Source organism: Bryocella sp. (assembly GCF_058498515.1).
Genome location: NZ_JBMHYI010000050.1, coordinates 44253 through 61316, shown reverse-complemented (window position 1 = coordinate 61316; position 17064 = coordinate 44253). Strand labels below are relative to the sequence as shown.

Genomic DNA, 17064 nt, shown 5'->3' with positions numbered 1-17064 from the left:
TTACGGTATCCGACGCCGCAACCGGACATCGCTCGATACCATCGTAGGGTAAGAGTCTTCGATATCGTTCGAACCGTCTACCGAACTGAGTAAGAAAACCCCTAACCACAGCTGAGGCTGCCGCATGTGGATCGTCCGGCTGGCGCTGCGCCGCCCTTATACCTTTGTCGTTTTCTCGATGCTGATCGCTATGCTCGGCATCGGCTGCGCGGTGGAAGCTCCGAAAGACATCTTCCCGTACATCAACATCCCCGTCGTCTCCATTGTGTGGACCTACACCGGTCTCACGCCGCAGGAGATGGAAGGACGCATCGTCACGGTGTGCGAGCGTGCGCTCACCACCACCGTGAACAACATGGAGCACACCGAGAGCACCAGCTACCAGGGCGTCTCCATCATCCGTGTGTACTTCCAACCGGGCGTGAATATCGCCATCGCGCAGGCGCAGGTGACATCGATCGTGCAGACCATTCTGCGCGTGCTGCCTCCAGGGTCGTTCCCTCCGCTCATCATCAAATACGACGCGTCCTCCGTGCCCGTGGTGCAGCTCGCGCTCTCGGGGCAGGGCCTCACGGAGGCTGACCTCTACGACGACGGTCTGCAGTTCATCCGTCCGCGGCTGGCCAACGTGGAAGGCGCCAGCGTGCCGCTGCCCTTTGGCGGCAAGGTGAAGCAGGTGATGGTCGATACCGACCCGAACCTGCTCTACGCGCACCATCTCTCCGCGTCGGACGTCTCCTCGGCGCTGGGCCAGCAGAACCTCATCCTGCCCGCAGGCACGGCTAGGCTCGGCGACCGCGAATACGTCATCCGCACCAACTCCAGCCCCGATGTTCTCGCGTCCTTCAACGAGATGCCCATCCGCGCGGCCAATGGCGCGGTGGTCACGATGAAGGATGTCGCGCAGGTCCACATGGGCTTTGCGGTGCAGACCAACATCGTGCGCGAAGACGGCAAACGCTCGGCTCTGCTCACCGTGCTGAAGAACGGCAACACCTCCACGCTGGACATCGTCTCCAACACGATCAAGATGATTCCCCAGCTGGTCGCGGGTCTCGAGCCGCTGAAGATCAAGCCGCTCTTCGATCAGTCGCTGTTCGTGCGTACCTCCATCAACGAGGTCGTCCGCGAGGCGGTCATCGCCGCGCTGCTCACCGGCCTGATGATCCTGCTCTTCCTTGGCTCGTGGCGCTCCACGCTCATCGTCTGCGTGTCGATTCCTCTGTCCATCGCGGCTTCCATCTGCATCCTCACCGCGCTGGGCGAGACCATCAACGTGATGACCCTCGGCGGCATGGCGCTGGCCGTCGGCATCCTCGTCGACGACGCCACCGTGGAGATCGAGAACACCCACCGCAACATGGCGGAGAAGCGTCCGCTGGTGCAGGCGATTCTGCACTCCGCGCAGCAGGTGGCCGCACCGGCGTTCGTCTCCACGCTCTCCATCTGCATCGTGTTCGTCCCGGTGGTGATGCTCACAGGCGCGGCGAAGTTCCTCTTCACACCCCTGGCCGAAGCCGTCGCCTTCGCGATGATGGCCAGCTACTTCCTCTCGCGCACCCTGGTGCCGACGATGATGCACTTCCTGCTGGGCGCGGAGATCAGGCTTTACCAGGATCCCGCGTACGCGGAGGCCGAGGAGCGCCACAGCTTCATCTGGCGCATTCACTCCAAGTTCGATCGCCAGTTCGAGAAGATGCAGCACCAGTACAAGCACGCGCTGGAGTGGTGTCTGGAGAACGCCGGCCTCACCATCCTCCTCTTCGTGCTGCTGGTCGTGGTCTCGCTGCCGCTCTCGCTCTTCATCGGCAAGGACTTCTTCCCGTACGTCGATTCCGGCCAGCTGCGCCTGCACGTCACGCCGCCGCAGGGCCTGCGCATCGAAGATTCCGAACAGTACTTCTCCGCGGTGGAAGGCGAGATCCGCAAGGTCATCCCGACCGACCGGCTGGAGCTGATCCTCGACAACATCGGCCTGCCCAACAGCGGTATCAACCTGGCCTTCGGCGACTCCTCCACGCTCTCCAACTCCGATGGCGAGATCCTCATCTCGCTGAAGCCTGGACCGAAGGATACGCAGAAGTACATGCGCGACCTGCGCTCCGTCCTGCATAGCAAGTTCCCCGATGGCGAGTTCTTCTTCGCGCCGGCCAACATCACCAACCAGATCCTCGACTTCGGTCTGCCGGCGCCAATCGATGTGCAGGTGATCGGGCGCGGCAAGAACAACTTCGCCATCGCGGCCAAGCTCGCCGACCAGATCAAGGGAATCCCCGGCGCGGTGGACGTCCATGTGCGCCAGAAGGTGACCTACCCGACGATGCGCATCGAGGTGGACCGCACCAAGGCGCGCCAGATCGGCCTCACCGACCAGGACGTCTCGCAAGCCACGCTGGTCTCGCTCTCGGGCACAGCGCAGGCCGCGCCCAACCAGTGGCTGAACCCGCTGACCGGCGTGAACTACCAGGTGGTCACGCAGACACCGATCTATCGCCTGAACACGCTGGATGCGCTCTCGCGCACTCCGGTGACCTCCAACCAGGGCAACGCCACGCAGCTGCTGGGCAACGTCGCGAGCTTCACCCGCGACGAGTCGCCGGTAATCATCAACCACTACAACATCCAGCCGGTGTATGACGTCTTCGCCGATGTCGATCGCCGCGACCTGGGTGGTGTGGCGGGCGAGATCGACAAGCTCGTAGAGCAGGCGCGCAAGGGTCTGCCCAAGACGACGCGCATCGAAGTCTCCGGCGAAGTCAAGACGATGAATGACTCGTTCACGCGCCTCGGCATCGGCATCGTCTTCGCGATCATGCTGGTGTACCTGCTGATGGCGGTCAACTTCCAGAGCTGGCTCGATCCGCTGATCATCCTGATGGCGATCCCATGCGCCTTCTGCGGCATCCTGTGGATGTTGTTCGTGACGCAGACGACGTTCAACGTGCCGTCGCTCATGGGCGCGATCATGACCATCGGTGTGGCCACCGCGAACTCCATCCTTCTCGTCGTCTTCGCGAACGATCAGCGCCTCGAAGGCAAGGATCGCCGCGAAGCCGCGCTGCTGGCCGGTCACACGCGCCTCCGCCCCGTGCTCATGACCGCGCTGGCGATGATCATCGGCATGTTGCCCATGGCGCTGGCCTTCGGGGAAGGCGGCGAGCAGAACGCTCCGCTGGGCCGCGCCGTGATTGGCGGCCTGCTCTTCGCCACGGTCGGCACGCTGTTCCTGGTGCCCACCATCTACTCTCTGCTCAAGAAGCATCCGCCCATCGATTACTCCGAGGAGATCGAGGAAGAAGCGGGCGCCGAGCTGTATCCGACCAAACATCATCCCCACGGGCCCGAGGGCTCGCAGGAGCAGCACGCCTGATGCCAGACGATCTGAACCCCAACGATAACCGCAAGCTCGGCGAGTCCTTCGCGGACCCCAACGCGCAGGACGACACGCGCCTCGGTAAGGCCTTTGAGGCGACCAACGCGAGCCGCAAGCCGAAGCATCCCCGCGAAACGCATCCGGCCGAGCCCGGCAGCCGCCGCATCCTGTGGATCGGCATCATCGTCGCGGTCGTCATCTTCGTGGCCGCGCTGCTCATCGGCGGCCTGCCACGGCTCTTCCGCGATCGCGAGCTGCACAAGGAAGCCAGCGCGGAGAGGAAGGATAAGCCGGTCGTCGTAGCCGAACGTGTGTCCTCCGCAAGGACAGGCGCGGATCTGGTACTGCCCGGTACCACCATCCCGCTGACTGAGGCTTACGTGTACGCCCGCGCCAACGGCTACCTGAAGACCCGCTTCGTGGACATCGGCGACCACGTGCGCAAGAACCAGTTGCTCGCCATCATCGAGGCTCCGGACCTCGATGCGCAGGTCGATCAGGCGCGGCAGCAGCTTCGCCAGGCCGAGCAGCAGCTCGAGAACCAGAAGTCGCAGCTCGACCTGCAGAAGATCACGCTGGACCGCTACCGCGTGCTGGTCGCCAAGGGCGTGCTGAGCCGCCAGACCGGCGACCAGCAGGAGACCAACTTCGCGACGCAGGTGGCCAACGTCGCAGCGGCCGAGCGCAACGTGCAGGCCTTCAAGGCCAACCTCGATCGCAACATCTCGCTGCAGGCTTACGAGCAGGTGCGTGCGCCGTTCGCCGGCGTGATCACGCAGCGCAACGTGGATGTGGGCGCGCTGATCTCGGCCTCCGGCACCAGCAGCGGAGCAGCCACAGGGGCCGCTCCCTCGGGCCAGTTCTCATCTACCGGCGGATCCGCGCAGGCCGGCCAGTCGAACAACTCCGGCTCCAGCGGAAGCATTGGCACCGCAGCCACTCCGGCACAGTCTCCCGGCCAGGGCGGGCCGCTCTTCGGCATCGCCGACCAGAGCCGCCTGCGCATTCTTATCTCTGTTCCCGAGGGCTATCTCGCCGCCATCCACACCGGCGCGCACGCCAGCCTCGCGGTGGGAGAGTATCCCAACGCCAGCTTCACCGGCGCCATCACCCGCACGTCGAATTCCATCGACCCCAACACGCGCACGCTTCTGACCGAAGTGCAGGTGGACAACCGTGATGGCAAGCTGCTGCCGGGCATGTACTCCACCGTCACCTTCGCCGCGACGCCAGGCCTGAAGGGTCCTCTGACGATCCTGGGCGATGCCATCGTGGTGCGGCAGAACACCACCACGGTCGCGAAGATCGTCAACGGCCGCGTCAAGTACGTCCCCATCACGGTGGGCCGCGACTTCGGCGATGTCGTCGAGGTCACGGCTGGACTCAACGAGGGCGACGTCATCGTGATCTCCGTAACCGACGACGTGACCGAAGGCCGCGAGGTCGAGCCGCACATCCAGAGTCCGACGAGCAAGTCCGAGGGCGGCAACAACTCCACAGCACCGGAGAGCGGTAAGGGCCAGGGCAACAAGGATAACAACTCGGGCGGCGGCAAGAAGGGAAGCTCTCCGGATGGCCAGGGCGGGGGCAAACAATGAGTCCCCGCATCAAGCGACGTAGTTTTCGCAGCGCGGTGCGGGCCTCCGTGTGGGCTTGCACGCTGGCCGCCACGTTACACGCGCAGGTGCCGTCAGCAGGCCCGACGCAGCAGATGACGCCACCCGATGTGTCGCCCATCAACGGCCACGTCGCGACGCCCGATGCCCCCTCGCCGCAGCTCACGCAGAGCGCCAACGGCACATCGTTGCCGCAGCGCGACAGCGCCACCGGGTTGCTGCCGACGTATCTCGGCTTCCTCGGGCCGTATCGCAATCCCGTGGTCCCGCCGCTCTTTCCGGGCACGGCGACGCGGCTGGAGTCGCTCATCCGCGAGGGCAAGCTCTACCTCACGTTGCAGGATGCGATCGCGCTGGCGCTCGAGAACAATCTCGACGTCGAGACCGAGCGCTATGACCTGGCCGCGGCCCGCACGGATGAGGTGCGCGCGGCCGGCGGCGGCAATCTGCGCGGGCTCGACTACAGCATCGCCGAACCACCCAACGGCGTTGGCGGCCCGGGCTCTCCTCTGCTCAATGCGACGACGGTGAACTCCAACCCCACGACCCCCGTGGTCACGGATCTCACCAGCCTCAACTCGACCACGCAGAGCAGCCTCGCGCTCGCGCAGACCAGCCAGGGCTTCACCTGGTCGGCCGGGCCGAACGTGCCGCTCTTCGATCCCCAGTTCATCGCGGAGGCGGGTTATCTACATCGTGGGACCTCCCAGCTGCTGGGCAACACCGCGACGGTCTCGACCTCGACGAATCCCGCGCAGTTTACCGAACTCAACGCCTCCTACCTGCAAGGCTTCGCCACCGGAGCGCAGTTGGAGGGCATCGTGAACAACGCGCCTTCGGTGCTCTACGGCTCGAACTCGCAGCTCGATCCGTTCCATGCGCCCAGCACCTCGGTCACGCTCACGCAGCCCTTGCTGCGCGGCCGTGGCATCGTGAACCTGCGCTATCTCCGCATCGCCCGCACCGACCGCAAGATATCGCGCCTGTTGTTCGAGCAGCAGGTGCTGGACACGGTCTACGGCACATCGCGCGTGTACTTCGACCTCGTCTCCCTGGGCGAGAACGTGCTGGTGAAGCAGGAAGCCCTGCGCGCCGCCACCAAGCAGCGCGAGGATGAAGAGGCGCAGGAGCAGCTCGGTACACTCGCGCCCATCGACCTCGCGCAGGCCGTCGCGCTCGAGCACTCCAGCCACTTCGATCTCATCCAGGCACAGGGGCTCTACAAGCAGGAAGAGATCATCCTGCGCAACCTTCTCCTGCGCACGGCCGCGCCCGTCTTCACCGCACAGTTCAGCGAGATCGTCCCCACCGATCGCATCACCGTGCCCGACAATCCCGAGCCGCTGGACGTGAACGCACTGGTGCAGCAGGGCCTCGCCCAGCGCCCCGACCTCGCGCAGGCCGTGCTGCAGATCGAAACCGGGCGCGTGAACGTGAGCGCCAGCCAGAACAGCACGCGTCCGCAGCTGAACGTCTATGCCAACGTGGAGACGCGCGGCGCCACCGAACAACCTTACGAGACGCTGGGCTCCATCGGCACCGGCCTTCCCACCACGCCGCAATCGCTTGCTACGGGCGGCCAGCGTGTCGCCACTATCGTGCAGGCAGGTGTGCAGCTCACGTTGCCGCTCCGCAACCGCGTGGCCGAAAGCGACGCTGCGCGCGACACCATCGAGCTGCGCAAGATCGAAGCCCGCACCGAGAAGCTCTCCGCGCAGGTGCGTGAGGACATTGAGACCGCCATCGTCGCGCTGCAGACGGCGGAAGAAGCCTATCGCGCCTCCTCCGATAGCCGCGTGTACCAGGAGAAGCTGCTAGAGGCCGAGCGCGACAAGCTCTCCGTCGGCCAGTCTACGGAGCTGCTGGTGGTCCAGAACCAGGCTTACCTCGCGCAGGCTCGCTCCACCGAAATCGCGGCGCGCAGCAACTGGATGAAGGCGCGGCTGCAGCTCGACCACGCGCTCGGCGACCTGCTCGAGAAGAACCACATCCAGCTCGACGATGCGATTGGGGGCAAGCTGCCATAGGTGCAAAGCCAGCGTGATATCGTTGCGCGCATGAGGCTTTGGCAGGTTTTCACGCTGGGCAGTCTTGCTTTCTCGTGCGCCGTCGTGCCACTCAAGGCACAAACAATCATCAATCTCGTTGAGCCTCAAAAAGAAGGCTGCGGACAGACCTACATCGTCTCCTCGATCAACGGGTTTCAAACTAGCCCATGGACTGGCCGCGGTCCATCGGACAAGGAGATATTCAAGAGCAATGAAAAGCTGGCCGGAGAAGGCAATACCGACGCTGCCTTCCAGCTTGGCCTTGCCTACCTGCAGGGCCTTGGGGTCCGGGCCGACCTGGCTCTTGCAGAACACTGGTTCGAAGCAGGAGCAGTCAAGCCCGGAGACAAGGAACTTGTCGGGTCCTTCTATGTGCGCGGGTATTGCTTCGCGCGCGATCTGCGACAGGCCGCCCACTGGCTCAGGGCCGCAGGACGCCCCGGTGACCTCTTCGAACTTGCGGAGGCCTACCGCAAGAGCTCACCCACACAACTGCAGGACGCCATCCCGATTTACCTGCAGCTCCTGAACATGACAGGCGTGCCGGAGGTTCGGCGCGCACAGATGGAACTCGGCAACCTCGTCATCGATGGAAAATACTCTGCGGGCGATGACCCCGCAGCTAGTGGCCGTAACCTCCAATGGGCGCGCACCATCACTCAGGAGCTACTCGGGCAGGAAGAGTACAAGATTGCCGTGGCCTATTCCGCAGCTGTCGGCGTGCCGAAGGATGATGCGCTGTGGTTGCGTTTCTGCCGGCGCGCCGCGGCCTATAACATCGACCTGGCGCAGCGCTTCTATGCGGACTACCTGATCAAAGCCCCTGACCACCGCAGCGCATTCGAGGGCTATGCGTGGATGAAGCTGGCTTCCGAAAAGCAGACCGGACTCTCTGGAGCAGTGCGGCAGATGGAGCAGTCGATGAGCCCTGCTACGCTGCAGCAGGCGCAGTCGTACGTCGAAGGGCTGGAGGCCACGCGCGCTCGTACCGGAGCCTATTATCCCGTCGGCGATCCGCTCCGCGATCCCACTCCTCAGGCATTGGGCGCCATGCCGAAGAACGACCCCGATGCGCAGCTCCGCCGGGCATTTGCGTTGGAGTTTCGCGAGGACAACGCAAGCTACGACGAGGCGATGGGTCTGTATCGCTCTGTACGAGATCGCCGTGAGATGGACATCCGCATGCTCCTGGCGAACGACTACCTCAAGGGCACGGACGGTGTGAAACAGGACCCGACGCTTGCGCACCATTGGATGCAGATAGCCGCGGAGGCCGGCTCAAGAGAAGCGGCAGCAGTGCTTGCAGGCCTGCCTATGGAGAAGGTCCCCGAGGGCGGGAAGAGTTACACGTCTGTCACACCTGTATCGACGCTCGAGCCAAACACTCCCAGCGCTTCCTACTCGGCGGCGGCACAGCCAGGGCCGATCGTACGTCACGTTGGCGGCGCTGTCGCTCCGCCCAAATTCCTGCGCGGCCCCACGCCTTCGTTCAGCAAGGAGGCTCGCGCCGCCAAGATCTCCGGCAGGGTGCAGGTCTACCTCTTGGTCGATGAGACCGGAACGCCGCAGCATGTGCGCGTGGTGCGAGGTGTGGGCTATGGTCTGGACGAAAAAGCTGTCGAGGCGGTGCGGAGGTACAAATTTCGGCCAGCCACGATGGACGGCAAACCTGTCACCGTCGATCTCTACGTGGAAGTCAAATTTCAGATCGTGCAGAACGGTGACCAGGCGGAAAATCCCGACGACGAGAAACGTGACTGGAAGTAAAACGCGGCCCGCGTCTACATACAAGAGACGCGAACCGCGCTAATTCATTCCCATCTGACCAGAAGCTTCAGTCGGCCTACTCCACCGGCTGGTTCTTCTTCGGCCGGCGATTGGCCTGCAGCACCTTCTTGCGCATGCGTAGCGTCTTCGGCGTCACCTCGACCAGCTCATCATCCGCGATGAACTCGATCGACTGTTCAAGCGTCAGCACCTTGAACGGCACCAGCCGGACAGCATCGTCCGAACCCGAAGCGCGCATGTTGGTCAGCTTCTTCTCGCGGACGCAGTTCACGTCGAGGTCGTTATCGCGCGAGTGTTCGCCGATGATCATGCCCTCATACACCTCCACGCCGTCGCCGAGGAAGAGGATGCCGCGATCCTGGATGCCATCGAGCGCATACAGCGTGGTCGTGCCCTGGCGGTCGGAGATCAGCGCGCCCGTGGGACGCTGCGGAATCTCGCCCGTGTAGGGGATGTACTCGCCCGCGATGGAGTTCATCACGATGGTGCCGCGAGTCTCGGTCAGCATCTCGTTGCGCAGGCCGATGAGGCCACGCGATGGCACCTTGAATTCCATGCGAACGCGTCCGGACCCGTGATTCGACATCTTGGTCATCTCGCCCTTCCGCGGTCCAAGGCGCTCGATGACGGTGCCCACAAAGCTCTCCGGGATATCGATGGTGAGGATCTCGGAGGGCTCCATCAGCTTGTCGTCGATGCGACGCGTGATGATCTGCGGACGCGACACCATCAGCTCGAAGCCTTCGCGGCGCATCATTTCAATCAGCACCGAGAGCTGCAGTTCACCACGGCCCAGCACCTTGAAGTTATCCGGCGTACCCGTGTCCTCAACGCGGATCGAGACGTTGGTCAGCAGCTCGCGCTCCAGGCGCTCCTTGATGTTGCGCGACGTCACCAGCTTGCCTTCGCGACCCGCGAACGGTCCATTGTTGACCGAGAAGACGATCGCAATCGTCGGCTCGTCGATGGCGATGATCGGCAGCGGCTTGGGGTTCTCGAGCGCGCAGAAGCTCTCACCGATGGTGATGTTCTCGATGCCCGCAACCGCGATGATGTCGCCCACCGAAGTCACATCCGTGTCGACGCGCTTCAGTCCGTCGTAGGTGAAGAGCTTGCTGATCTTCACGGTCTCGAGCGAACCATTGGCACGCGAGAGATTGACTTCCTGCCCGTTGCGCAGCGTGCCGTTGAAGACGCGTCCGATGGCCAGCCGGCCCAGGTACTCGGAGTAGTCGAGGTTCGTCACCAGGATCTGCAGATCGCCATCGGGGGTACCGGGAGCCTGCGGAATCGTCTGGATGATGAGCTCGAAGAGCGGCTGCAGGTCAGTGCCGGGATTCGCGAGGTCCATCGTCGCGGTGCCGGCCTTGCCGTTGGTGTAGATGATCGGGAACTCAAGCACCGACTCGTCCGCATCGAGGTCGATGAACAGGTCATAGACCTCGTTCAGCACTTCCTGGGGACGCGCGTCGGGGCGGTCGATCTTGTTGATGACCAGGATCGGCGTCAGCTTGGCCTCGAGGGCCTTGGACAGCACGTAGCGGGTCTGCGGCAGGGGGCCTTCGCTGGCGTCCACCAACAGGACGACACCGTCGACCATCTTCAGCGCGCGCTCCACCTCACCGCCGAAGTCGGCGTGGCCGGGCGTATCCACGATGTTGATCTTCGTGTTCTTGTAGTGGATGGCGGTGTTCTTGGCCAGGATGGTGATGCCGCGCTCTTTTTCGAGGTCGTTCGAGTCCATCACGCGGTCGACGACAGCCTCATTGGTGCGGAAGGTGCCGGACTGGCGCAGCATGGCGTCGACCAGCGTGGTCTTGCCGTGATCGACGTGGGCGATGATGGCGATGTTGCGGATGATCTGATCCAAAACTTTTCCTTTGTATGGGCGCGCGGCAGCGAGGCGCGGGTGCGCTTGAAATTGCGATTTTGGGGGGTCTCGCGCGCCAGTTCTAGTTTATCCCACCGCGTGCTACTGGCGCGTTGACGCGCGTCACAGAAGCCAGATAGCGGCGATCCAGCGCCTTTCCCAGCGCCCGGGATGGGACTTCGACCAGCGCCCAGAACAGTCGCGCCACCGCCAGCGAACAAACCACGGCCAGCAGAGCGAGGAGCAAATACGGCACAATTCCACCCCACAACGCGATGAGCACCATGATGACTGGCAGGTGTAGAAGGTACAGGCTGTAGGAGATATCGCCCAGCCACAGCAAGGGCTTGCGGTCCAGAACCCGCGCCAACCAGCGATCGTGCATGGCGCAGGCCAGCAGACCCGCCGCCCCGAGCGCTCCCACCAGATCCACCTCCAGATGCGGCAGACGGACATTCAAAATCGCGTCAAAATAGCCCAGCGCGAGAAAAGACGTCAGCCCGAGCGCAATGCGCGCTGCCGGCCCCAGCCGGAGGTAGACCCTCCCAATGGCTTCCGCATGGAGGGCAAGCATGGCGCCGAGCGCGAAAAAGATCCCGAAGTGCGCCGTGCGATAGAGGTCTGCGAGTCCCGGAGAGAGATGCGCTCCGGCCAGCGGCGCGACGACCGCGTCCGCCAACCCCAGCACTCCCACCACAACTACGCCCCAGCGCAGGCCAAGCCGGCGCAGTCCGTAGACCAGGAATGGGAAGACGATCGAGATCCGCAACTCCATGATGAGCGACCAGATCACGTTGTTGAAATACAGAGGATACGTTCCCAGGAAGAGCACATGTTGAGCCATGGACGTCGCGTTGGGCCCGATCTGCCAGGCGCCCGCGGTCCATGGCGTCCACGCCGGAATACGTCCGCGGAACCAGTAGCAGGCCGCAATCGCGAGGAGGATGGCCGCGAGGTACGGCACATAAATGCGCGCCACACGATGCATCAGGTAGCCCGGATACGCCAGCCGCTCGCGCCGCACGACCGCTCCCGTCAGCACCAGGCCGCTGAGCACGAAGAACAGCAGCACGGCCTCATGGCCGGCAAACGCGGGATGCAGCAGGTGAAACCCGAGCCAAAACCAGTCCGGAAGGTTCGGCGTGTGGGCCTGCGTGTCGACCCGCGTCCAGACCAGATGGTGCAGCACCACCGCCATCGCCGCCAGGCCCCGCAACGCATCCAGCTGCCGAAGCCGCATGGCTGAACTATAGCTGAAGGGCAGGAAACGGAGCCCCCGCGGGCATTCGAACTCGTGGGCCGAGGTAGGCCGGGATGCACCCGCCCTCTATACTGTCCCCATCTATGGACAATCAGCCGATGGAAGCCGCAGAGCGGGCCAACCCCGCAGACATCGCCGCTCTGGCCAACTACCAGCTCGACGAAGCCTACGACGAGATGTTCGAAGGCGAAGGCGCGCTGCATGAGCACTACGGCCCTCTGCTGGAGCACTTTGCCGAGCTTCCACCCGAAGAAGTCCAGCGCCGCAAACAGGCCGCCGACCTCAGCTTCCTCAACCAGGGCATCACCTTCACCGTCTACGGTCGCGAAGAAGGCACCGAGAAGATCTTCCCGTACGACATGCTGCCGCGCATCATCACCAGCGCGGAGTGGGCCAAGGTGGAACGCGGCCTCACCCAGCGCATCACCGCGCTCAACCTGTTCCTCAAGGACATCTACAACGAGGGCCGCATCCTCAAGGACAACATCGTCCCCAAGGAGCTGGTCTACGCCTGCCCGCAGTTCCGCCGCCAGATGAAGGGCCTGCAGGTCCCGCGCAACGTGTACGTGGCTATTTGCGGAACCGATTTGATCCGCCTTCAGGATGGCACCTTCGCCGTACTCGAAGACAATCTCCGCGTGCCCTCCGGCGTGAGCTACATGCTCACCAACCGCCGCGTGATGAAGCGCATCTTCCCGCAGCTCTTCCGTAACTACAACGTCCGCCCCATCGAGCACTACACCCAGGTGCTGCTGAGCACGCTGCGCGCCCTCGCGCCCGAAGGCCGTCCCGAACCCAACATCGTGCTGCTCTCGCCCGGCGTCTTCAACTCCGCCTACTTCGAGCACGCCTACCTCGCCCGCCAGATGGGCATCGAGCTCGTCGAGGGCCGCGACCTCGTCGTCCATGACAACATCTGCTACATGCGCACCACCAGCGGCCTGCGCCGCGTGGATGTCATCTATCGCCGCGTCGATGATGACTTCATCGACCCGCTCGCGTTCCGTGCCGACTCCATGCTCGGCGTCGCGGGCCTCTTCAATGCGTATCGCGCGGGCAATGTCACGCTCGCCAACGCCTTCGGAACCGGCGTCGCCGACGACAAGGCGCTCTACGCCTACGTCCCCAGCATCATCAAGTACTACCTGGGCGAAGACGAGATCCTGCCCAACATCAAGACCTACCTCTGTCGCGACGATAAGGAACGCGGTTACGTGCTCGCCAACCTCGACAAGCTGGTGGTCAAAGCCGTCGGCGAGTCCGGTGGCTACGGCATGCTGGTCGGCCCGCACTCCACGCCGAAAGAGCGCGAGGTCTTCGCCGAGAAGATCAAGGCCAACCCGCGCAACTACATCGGGCAGCCTACCATCCAGTTCTCCCGCGCCCCATGCCTCATCGGCGACTCCTGGGAGCCGCGCCACGTCGACCTCCGCCCCTACGTCCTCTACGGCGACAAGGTCACCATCGTCCCCGGCGGCCTGACGCGCGTCGCGCTGAAGAAGGGCTCGCTCGTAGTCAACAGCTCGCAGGGCGGTGGCTCCAAGGACACCTGGGTGCTGAGCTAGCGCCGATGGCGATCTATTTCGAGTGGGACGAAGAGAAGGCTCGAGAGAATCTCCGCAAGCACGGCATCAGCTTCGATGCCGCGCGCCCCGCCTTCTACGATCCCTTCCGGCTCACCGAAGAGGACTCCGTCGTAAATGGCGAACAGCGCTGGAGAACCATAGGGATCGCCGCTGGAATCACTATCCTGCTCGTCGTGCACCTTGAAGAAGCCTTTGACGGCGACCTGTATGTGCGTATCATTTCAGCAAGAACGGCAGTCCCCGAAGAAAGGAGGGCCTATGAGCAGAATCGTACGAATGACATCCGATGATCCGATCAGCCAGGAAGCCATCGAGGAACTCAAGCGCCTGGCAGCCATGCCCGACGACCAGATCGACACCTCCGACATCCCCGTGCGCCCCTTCGACCTGGAACTGGCCGCGAAGCGCCGCCGCGAAGGCTGGACTCCGGGCTCGGCTCCACGCCCCACCCCCCAGAAAAAAGCCAGCTAAGCGCTCCTTCGATCAGCCGGAAAGCCAACGCGCCCTCCGTCCATGGCGCTACTCTTAAAGCAGCGTCGTCCAAACGTCAGAGTTGGCACGCGAGAGGGGTTTGCGTTGCGGAGTGCGGTCGCCCTTTGGGCATTTCTCCTTGGCTTGGTTGCGTTCGGTCCCGCGTGCTCGTCAGCACACGCCGACAACCTGAAGCCGCGCGTCATCGTCTTCATCCATGGCCTCCACGGCGACAAGGACACCTGGCGCGCCGCCAACGGCGCCTACTGGCCAGACATGGTCCGCACCGACCCGCACTTTTCGCACTCCGATGTCGTGGTAGGCGAGTACCCTTCCCCCTCGATGCGCGGCCGCTACTCCACCACCCAGCTCTCCGAGATCCTCTATCAGGGCCTCAAGAAGCAGCATGTCTGGGATCACCGCGAGGTCGTCATCATCGCGCACTCGCTCGGCGGCCTGGTCACCGAGCAGATGCTGCTCAATCATCCTGCCGACGCCAACCGCGTGGTCTTTCTCGTCTCCTACGCGACCCCGCATCAGGGCTCGTTCGTTGCCAGCATCGCGAAGGTCTACGACAGCGATCCCCTTCTGACCGACCTGCGCAACGGCGACGATAACAACTTCCTGATGGACCTTGAGCAGCGCTGGCGCAGCGCTCCCTCGGCCGCGCGCATCCATCGCTACTGCGCGTATGAAGGCCTCGATACAGCGTCCGGCGCAGGCATCGGCCAGTACCTGCGAGCCCGCACCCGCGTGGTGACTTACTACAGCGCCACCTATGGCTGCGACGTCGACACGCCGGCGCAGAAGATCATGACCGACCACATCGACATCGTGAAGCCTGCCAATCGTAACGCCGATGCCTACACGTTCTTCGCGAAGGTCTACCACCAGAATCCCATCATCGATGTGGTGGACAGCGTGCGCAACAACAAGCTTGCCGGCCTCAATGTTCCCTGCAACAAGGAGAACGTGGGCACCGATCTCCAGGTGCCCATCGCGCTCAACCCCGCACAGCATGAGCAGGTCACGGGCGCGGAGGCAGAGCTCGTCGACACCGACAAGGTGCGTGACATCACGGGCCCGGCAGTGACGAAGATCGACGCGCAGGGCATCGCGCATGTGGCGTACTCGTTCAAAGGAGTCGGCCGCGGACTTGGCGTCTTCGGTTGCCCCACGGGCCACGCCTCGGTGCTCGTGCACTTCCACATCCGCAGCCAGGTGCCGATCGTCGAGTAAGCGATTCTGCTCTGATCATCAGGCCACGTCGTGCAGGCCTCGCAGCGCCTTGTAAAGAACGCGCGGGTCATACTGCCCCTTGTACACGGCCGGCGGCTTGCGCTCGAGTCCAAGCAGACCATACACCGCACTCGCCGCGCTGCGGATGGAGTACTCGACCGTGAACACGACGTCGTCAGGCTGCTCGCAGAACTGACCCGTGAACGCAATGTTTTTCCAGCCCCTGGGCAGAATGTCCGGGCGATCCCCGCTCTCACGCCGCAGGAACTGGCTGGTGATGAACGGCATCATGCACGGAATTGTCTTCGAATTCGCGAGGATCTCCCGCTTGAGATCTTCTGGCACACGCAGGTGTCCCAGGAACTCCTCGAAGATCTCCTGCCCCGTACATTCCTGCATCGGCTTCCGGACGAAGTTCCCAGGCTTGTCCACGAAGAGGCCGTAACCCCAGAAGACATCGACGTCCGCAGGCTGACCCGTGAAGTGCGGCTGTGCCGGAATCACGATCGAGCAGAACCAGTTGGAATCCGTGAAGGTAATAAGGCCACCTTCGCCGGGAACATTGCCGGTAAGGTTCTTCGCAAACTCCAGGAAACGGTGATCGTAGAGAGTGGTGGTCGTGGACATCCACTTCGACTCCTCGATGTGATCGGAAAAGACCTCTGGCCTCCCGAACTCCGGTCTGCCCGCCGCGATCTGCTCCCACAGCGTCCATGCCCCGCCATCGCGCTTGCCCTTGATGATCGCGGGAGCATCGTTGGCCCCGAGCGCGGAGGCCTCAGTCATCGACCCCAGCGTGACGATCACGCGATCTTGGACGCCGAGTGGAATCAACGCTCTTTCTCCGGCCTTCTCCACGACGATTCCGGTCACAAGGTTCTCCCCACCCTCCGCCGCGGCGCACACCAGGTCCACCACTTTGTTGTTGAGCGCGAAGTGGACATTCCTCTCCTTGAGAAACTGCACAATCGGCCGCACCAGCGAGTCGTACTGGTTCATCACCGTGCGCATGATCCCATGCAGCTGGTTGAACCCCTGGACCATGTGGGTGAAGCGGGCAAGGTAACGCTTGAACTCCACCGCGCTGTGCCACGGCTGGAACGCGAATGTCGTGGCCCACATCAGCCAGAAGTTCGTCTTGAAGAACTCGTCGCCCATCTGCTCGACGATGCTGGATCGCCCCAGCAATGCTTCCGGCTCCGCGATGAGCCACTCGATCTTGAGAATCTGCTTCTCCGTCAACTCAAAGGCGGGAGCATTGATGGGCTGCCCATTGCGCATCAGCCTGGAATGCGAGTGCGTCCTGATCATTTCGTTCCAGGCAAAGATCTCCTGCGTCACGGTACGCGCGCGATCGAGTGTCGGAATGGAAGAGAACAGGTCGTAGGTGCAGAGATACTTGGACTCCATCATGCGCCCGCCACGCACCACGTAGCCATGCTCCGCAGAACCTGAGCCATCCAGGCTTCCCCCCAACCGATCGAGCTCTTCCAGGATCGTGATGTTGTGGCCTGGGATCCCTCCATCACGGATGAGGAACGCCGCCGCCGCAAGGGAAGCGATACCCCCGCCTACAAGATAGAAACGCGCGTTCGAGCGCTCACGATTGCGTGTGAGCTCCCGCTCTTGGTCCTGTTCCAGTTCCGTCATGGCGCATCCTCCTTGAGGCTGCCGGGTTCCCGAGCATCTGGTTGGTTCTGCGGTTAAGGAGGTCGACGAACTGTAATCCGAGATCCAGTTCGACGACGAGGGTGAAAGGGGATAAGAGCCAGTCGACAGCCATGGAGCACCTCTCCTGGTGTTCAGATTCGC

The 17064-nt window shown here is 63.3% G+C and carries 11 protein-coding genes; 8 read left to right on the top strand and 3 right to left on the bottom strand.

Annotated elements, in window-relative coordinates; all coding sequences use genetic code 11:
- The first annotated feature begins 124 nt into the window (after positions 1–124).
- The 4 genes from AC5E6W_RS16475 to AC5E6W_RS16460 are packed head-to-tail and all read left to right on the top strand — an operon-like array spanning position 125 to position 8804.
- On the top strand, positions 125–3370 hold the full coding sequence (locus AC5E6W_RS16475; protein ID WP_491753420.1) for an efflux RND transporter permease subunit: 3246 nt from the start codon (positions 125–127) through the stop codon (positions 3368–3370).
- A complete protein-coding gene (locus tag AC5E6W_RS16470; protein ID WP_491753419.1) occupies positions 3370–4971 on the top strand; it encodes an efflux RND transporter periplasmic adaptor subunit in 1602 nt (533 codons plus the stop codon). The genes AC5E6W_RS16475 and AC5E6W_RS16470 overlap by 1 nt, the downstream gene beginning before the upstream one ends.
- Complete coding sequence (locus tag AC5E6W_RS16465; RefSeq protein ID WP_491753418.1) at positions 4968–7016, top strand: TolC family protein; 2049 nt, start codon at positions 4968–4970, stop codon at positions 7014–7016. The genes AC5E6W_RS16470 and AC5E6W_RS16465 overlap by 4 nt, the downstream gene beginning before the upstream one ends.
- Before the next feature lie 30 nt (positions 7017–7046).
- The gene (locus tag AC5E6W_RS16460) at positions 7047–8804 is read left to right on the top strand and encodes a TonB family protein (RefSeq protein WP_491753417.1); all 1758 of its coding nucleotides are present in this window, start codon (positions 7047–7049) and stop codon (positions 8802–8804) included.
- 76 nt (positions 8805–8880) lie between these two features.
- Here the strand turns inward: AC5E6W_RS16460 and typA are convergent, their stop codons facing one another.
- Both typA and AC5E6W_RS16450 read right to left on the bottom strand, forming a co-directional pair.
- Positions 8881–10695 carry a translational GTPase TypA gene (gene typA / locus AC5E6W_RS16455; RefSeq protein WP_491753416.1) on the bottom strand — a complete coding sequence of 605 codons (1815 nt, stop codon included), beginning with the start codon at positions 10693–10695 and terminating at the stop codon, positions 8881–8883.
- Between the two features lie 82 nt (positions 10696–10777).
- Complete coding sequence (locus AC5E6W_RS16450) at positions 10778–11935, bottom strand: acyltransferase family protein (RefSeq protein WP_491753415.1); 1158 nt, start codon at positions 11933–11935, stop codon at positions 10778–10780.
- 119 nt (positions 11936–12054) lie between these two features.
- On the opposite strand from AC5E6W_RS16450, the gene AC5E6W_RS16445 reads away from it, so the two are divergent.
- The 4 genes from AC5E6W_RS16445 to AC5E6W_RS16430 all read left to right on the top strand — a co-directional run bounded on the left by AC5E6W_RS16445 (position 12055) and on the right by AC5E6W_RS16430 (position 15252).
- The gene (locus tag AC5E6W_RS16445; RefSeq protein ID WP_491753414.1) at positions 12055–13521 is read left to right on the top strand and encodes a circularly permuted type 2 ATP-grasp protein; all 1467 of its coding nucleotides are present in this window, start codon (positions 12055–12057) and stop codon (positions 13519–13521) included.
- 5 nt (positions 13522–13526) lie between these two features.
- Positions 13527–13832, top strand: a complete 306-nt coding sequence (locus tag AC5E6W_RS16440; RefSeq protein WP_491753413.1) for a BrnT family toxin — start codon at positions 13527–13529, stop codon at positions 13830–13832.
- Positions 13819–14013, top strand: coding sequence for a hypothetical protein (locus AC5E6W_RS16435; RefSeq protein ID WP_491753412.1), 195 nt, complete (start codon positions 13819–13821; stop codon positions 14011–14013). Before AC5E6W_RS16440 ends, AC5E6W_RS16435 begins: the two co-directional genes overlap by 14 nt.
- A gap of 144 nt (positions 14014–14157) precedes the next feature.
- Positions 14158–15252: an esterase/lipase family protein gene (locus tag AC5E6W_RS16430; protein ID WP_491753411.1), complete on the top strand. Its 1095-nt coding sequence runs from the start codon at positions 14158–14160 to the stop codon at positions 15250–15252.
- Positions 15253–15270: 18 nt separating this feature from the next.
- Here AC5E6W_RS16430 and AC5E6W_RS16425 read toward each other — a convergent pair whose 3' ends face one another.
- Positions 15271–16902, bottom strand: a complete 1632-nt coding sequence (locus AC5E6W_RS16425) for an oleate hydratase (protein ID WP_491753410.1) — start codon at positions 16900–16902, stop codon at positions 15271–15273.
- Between the last annotated feature and the right edge of the window lie 162 nt (positions 16903–17064).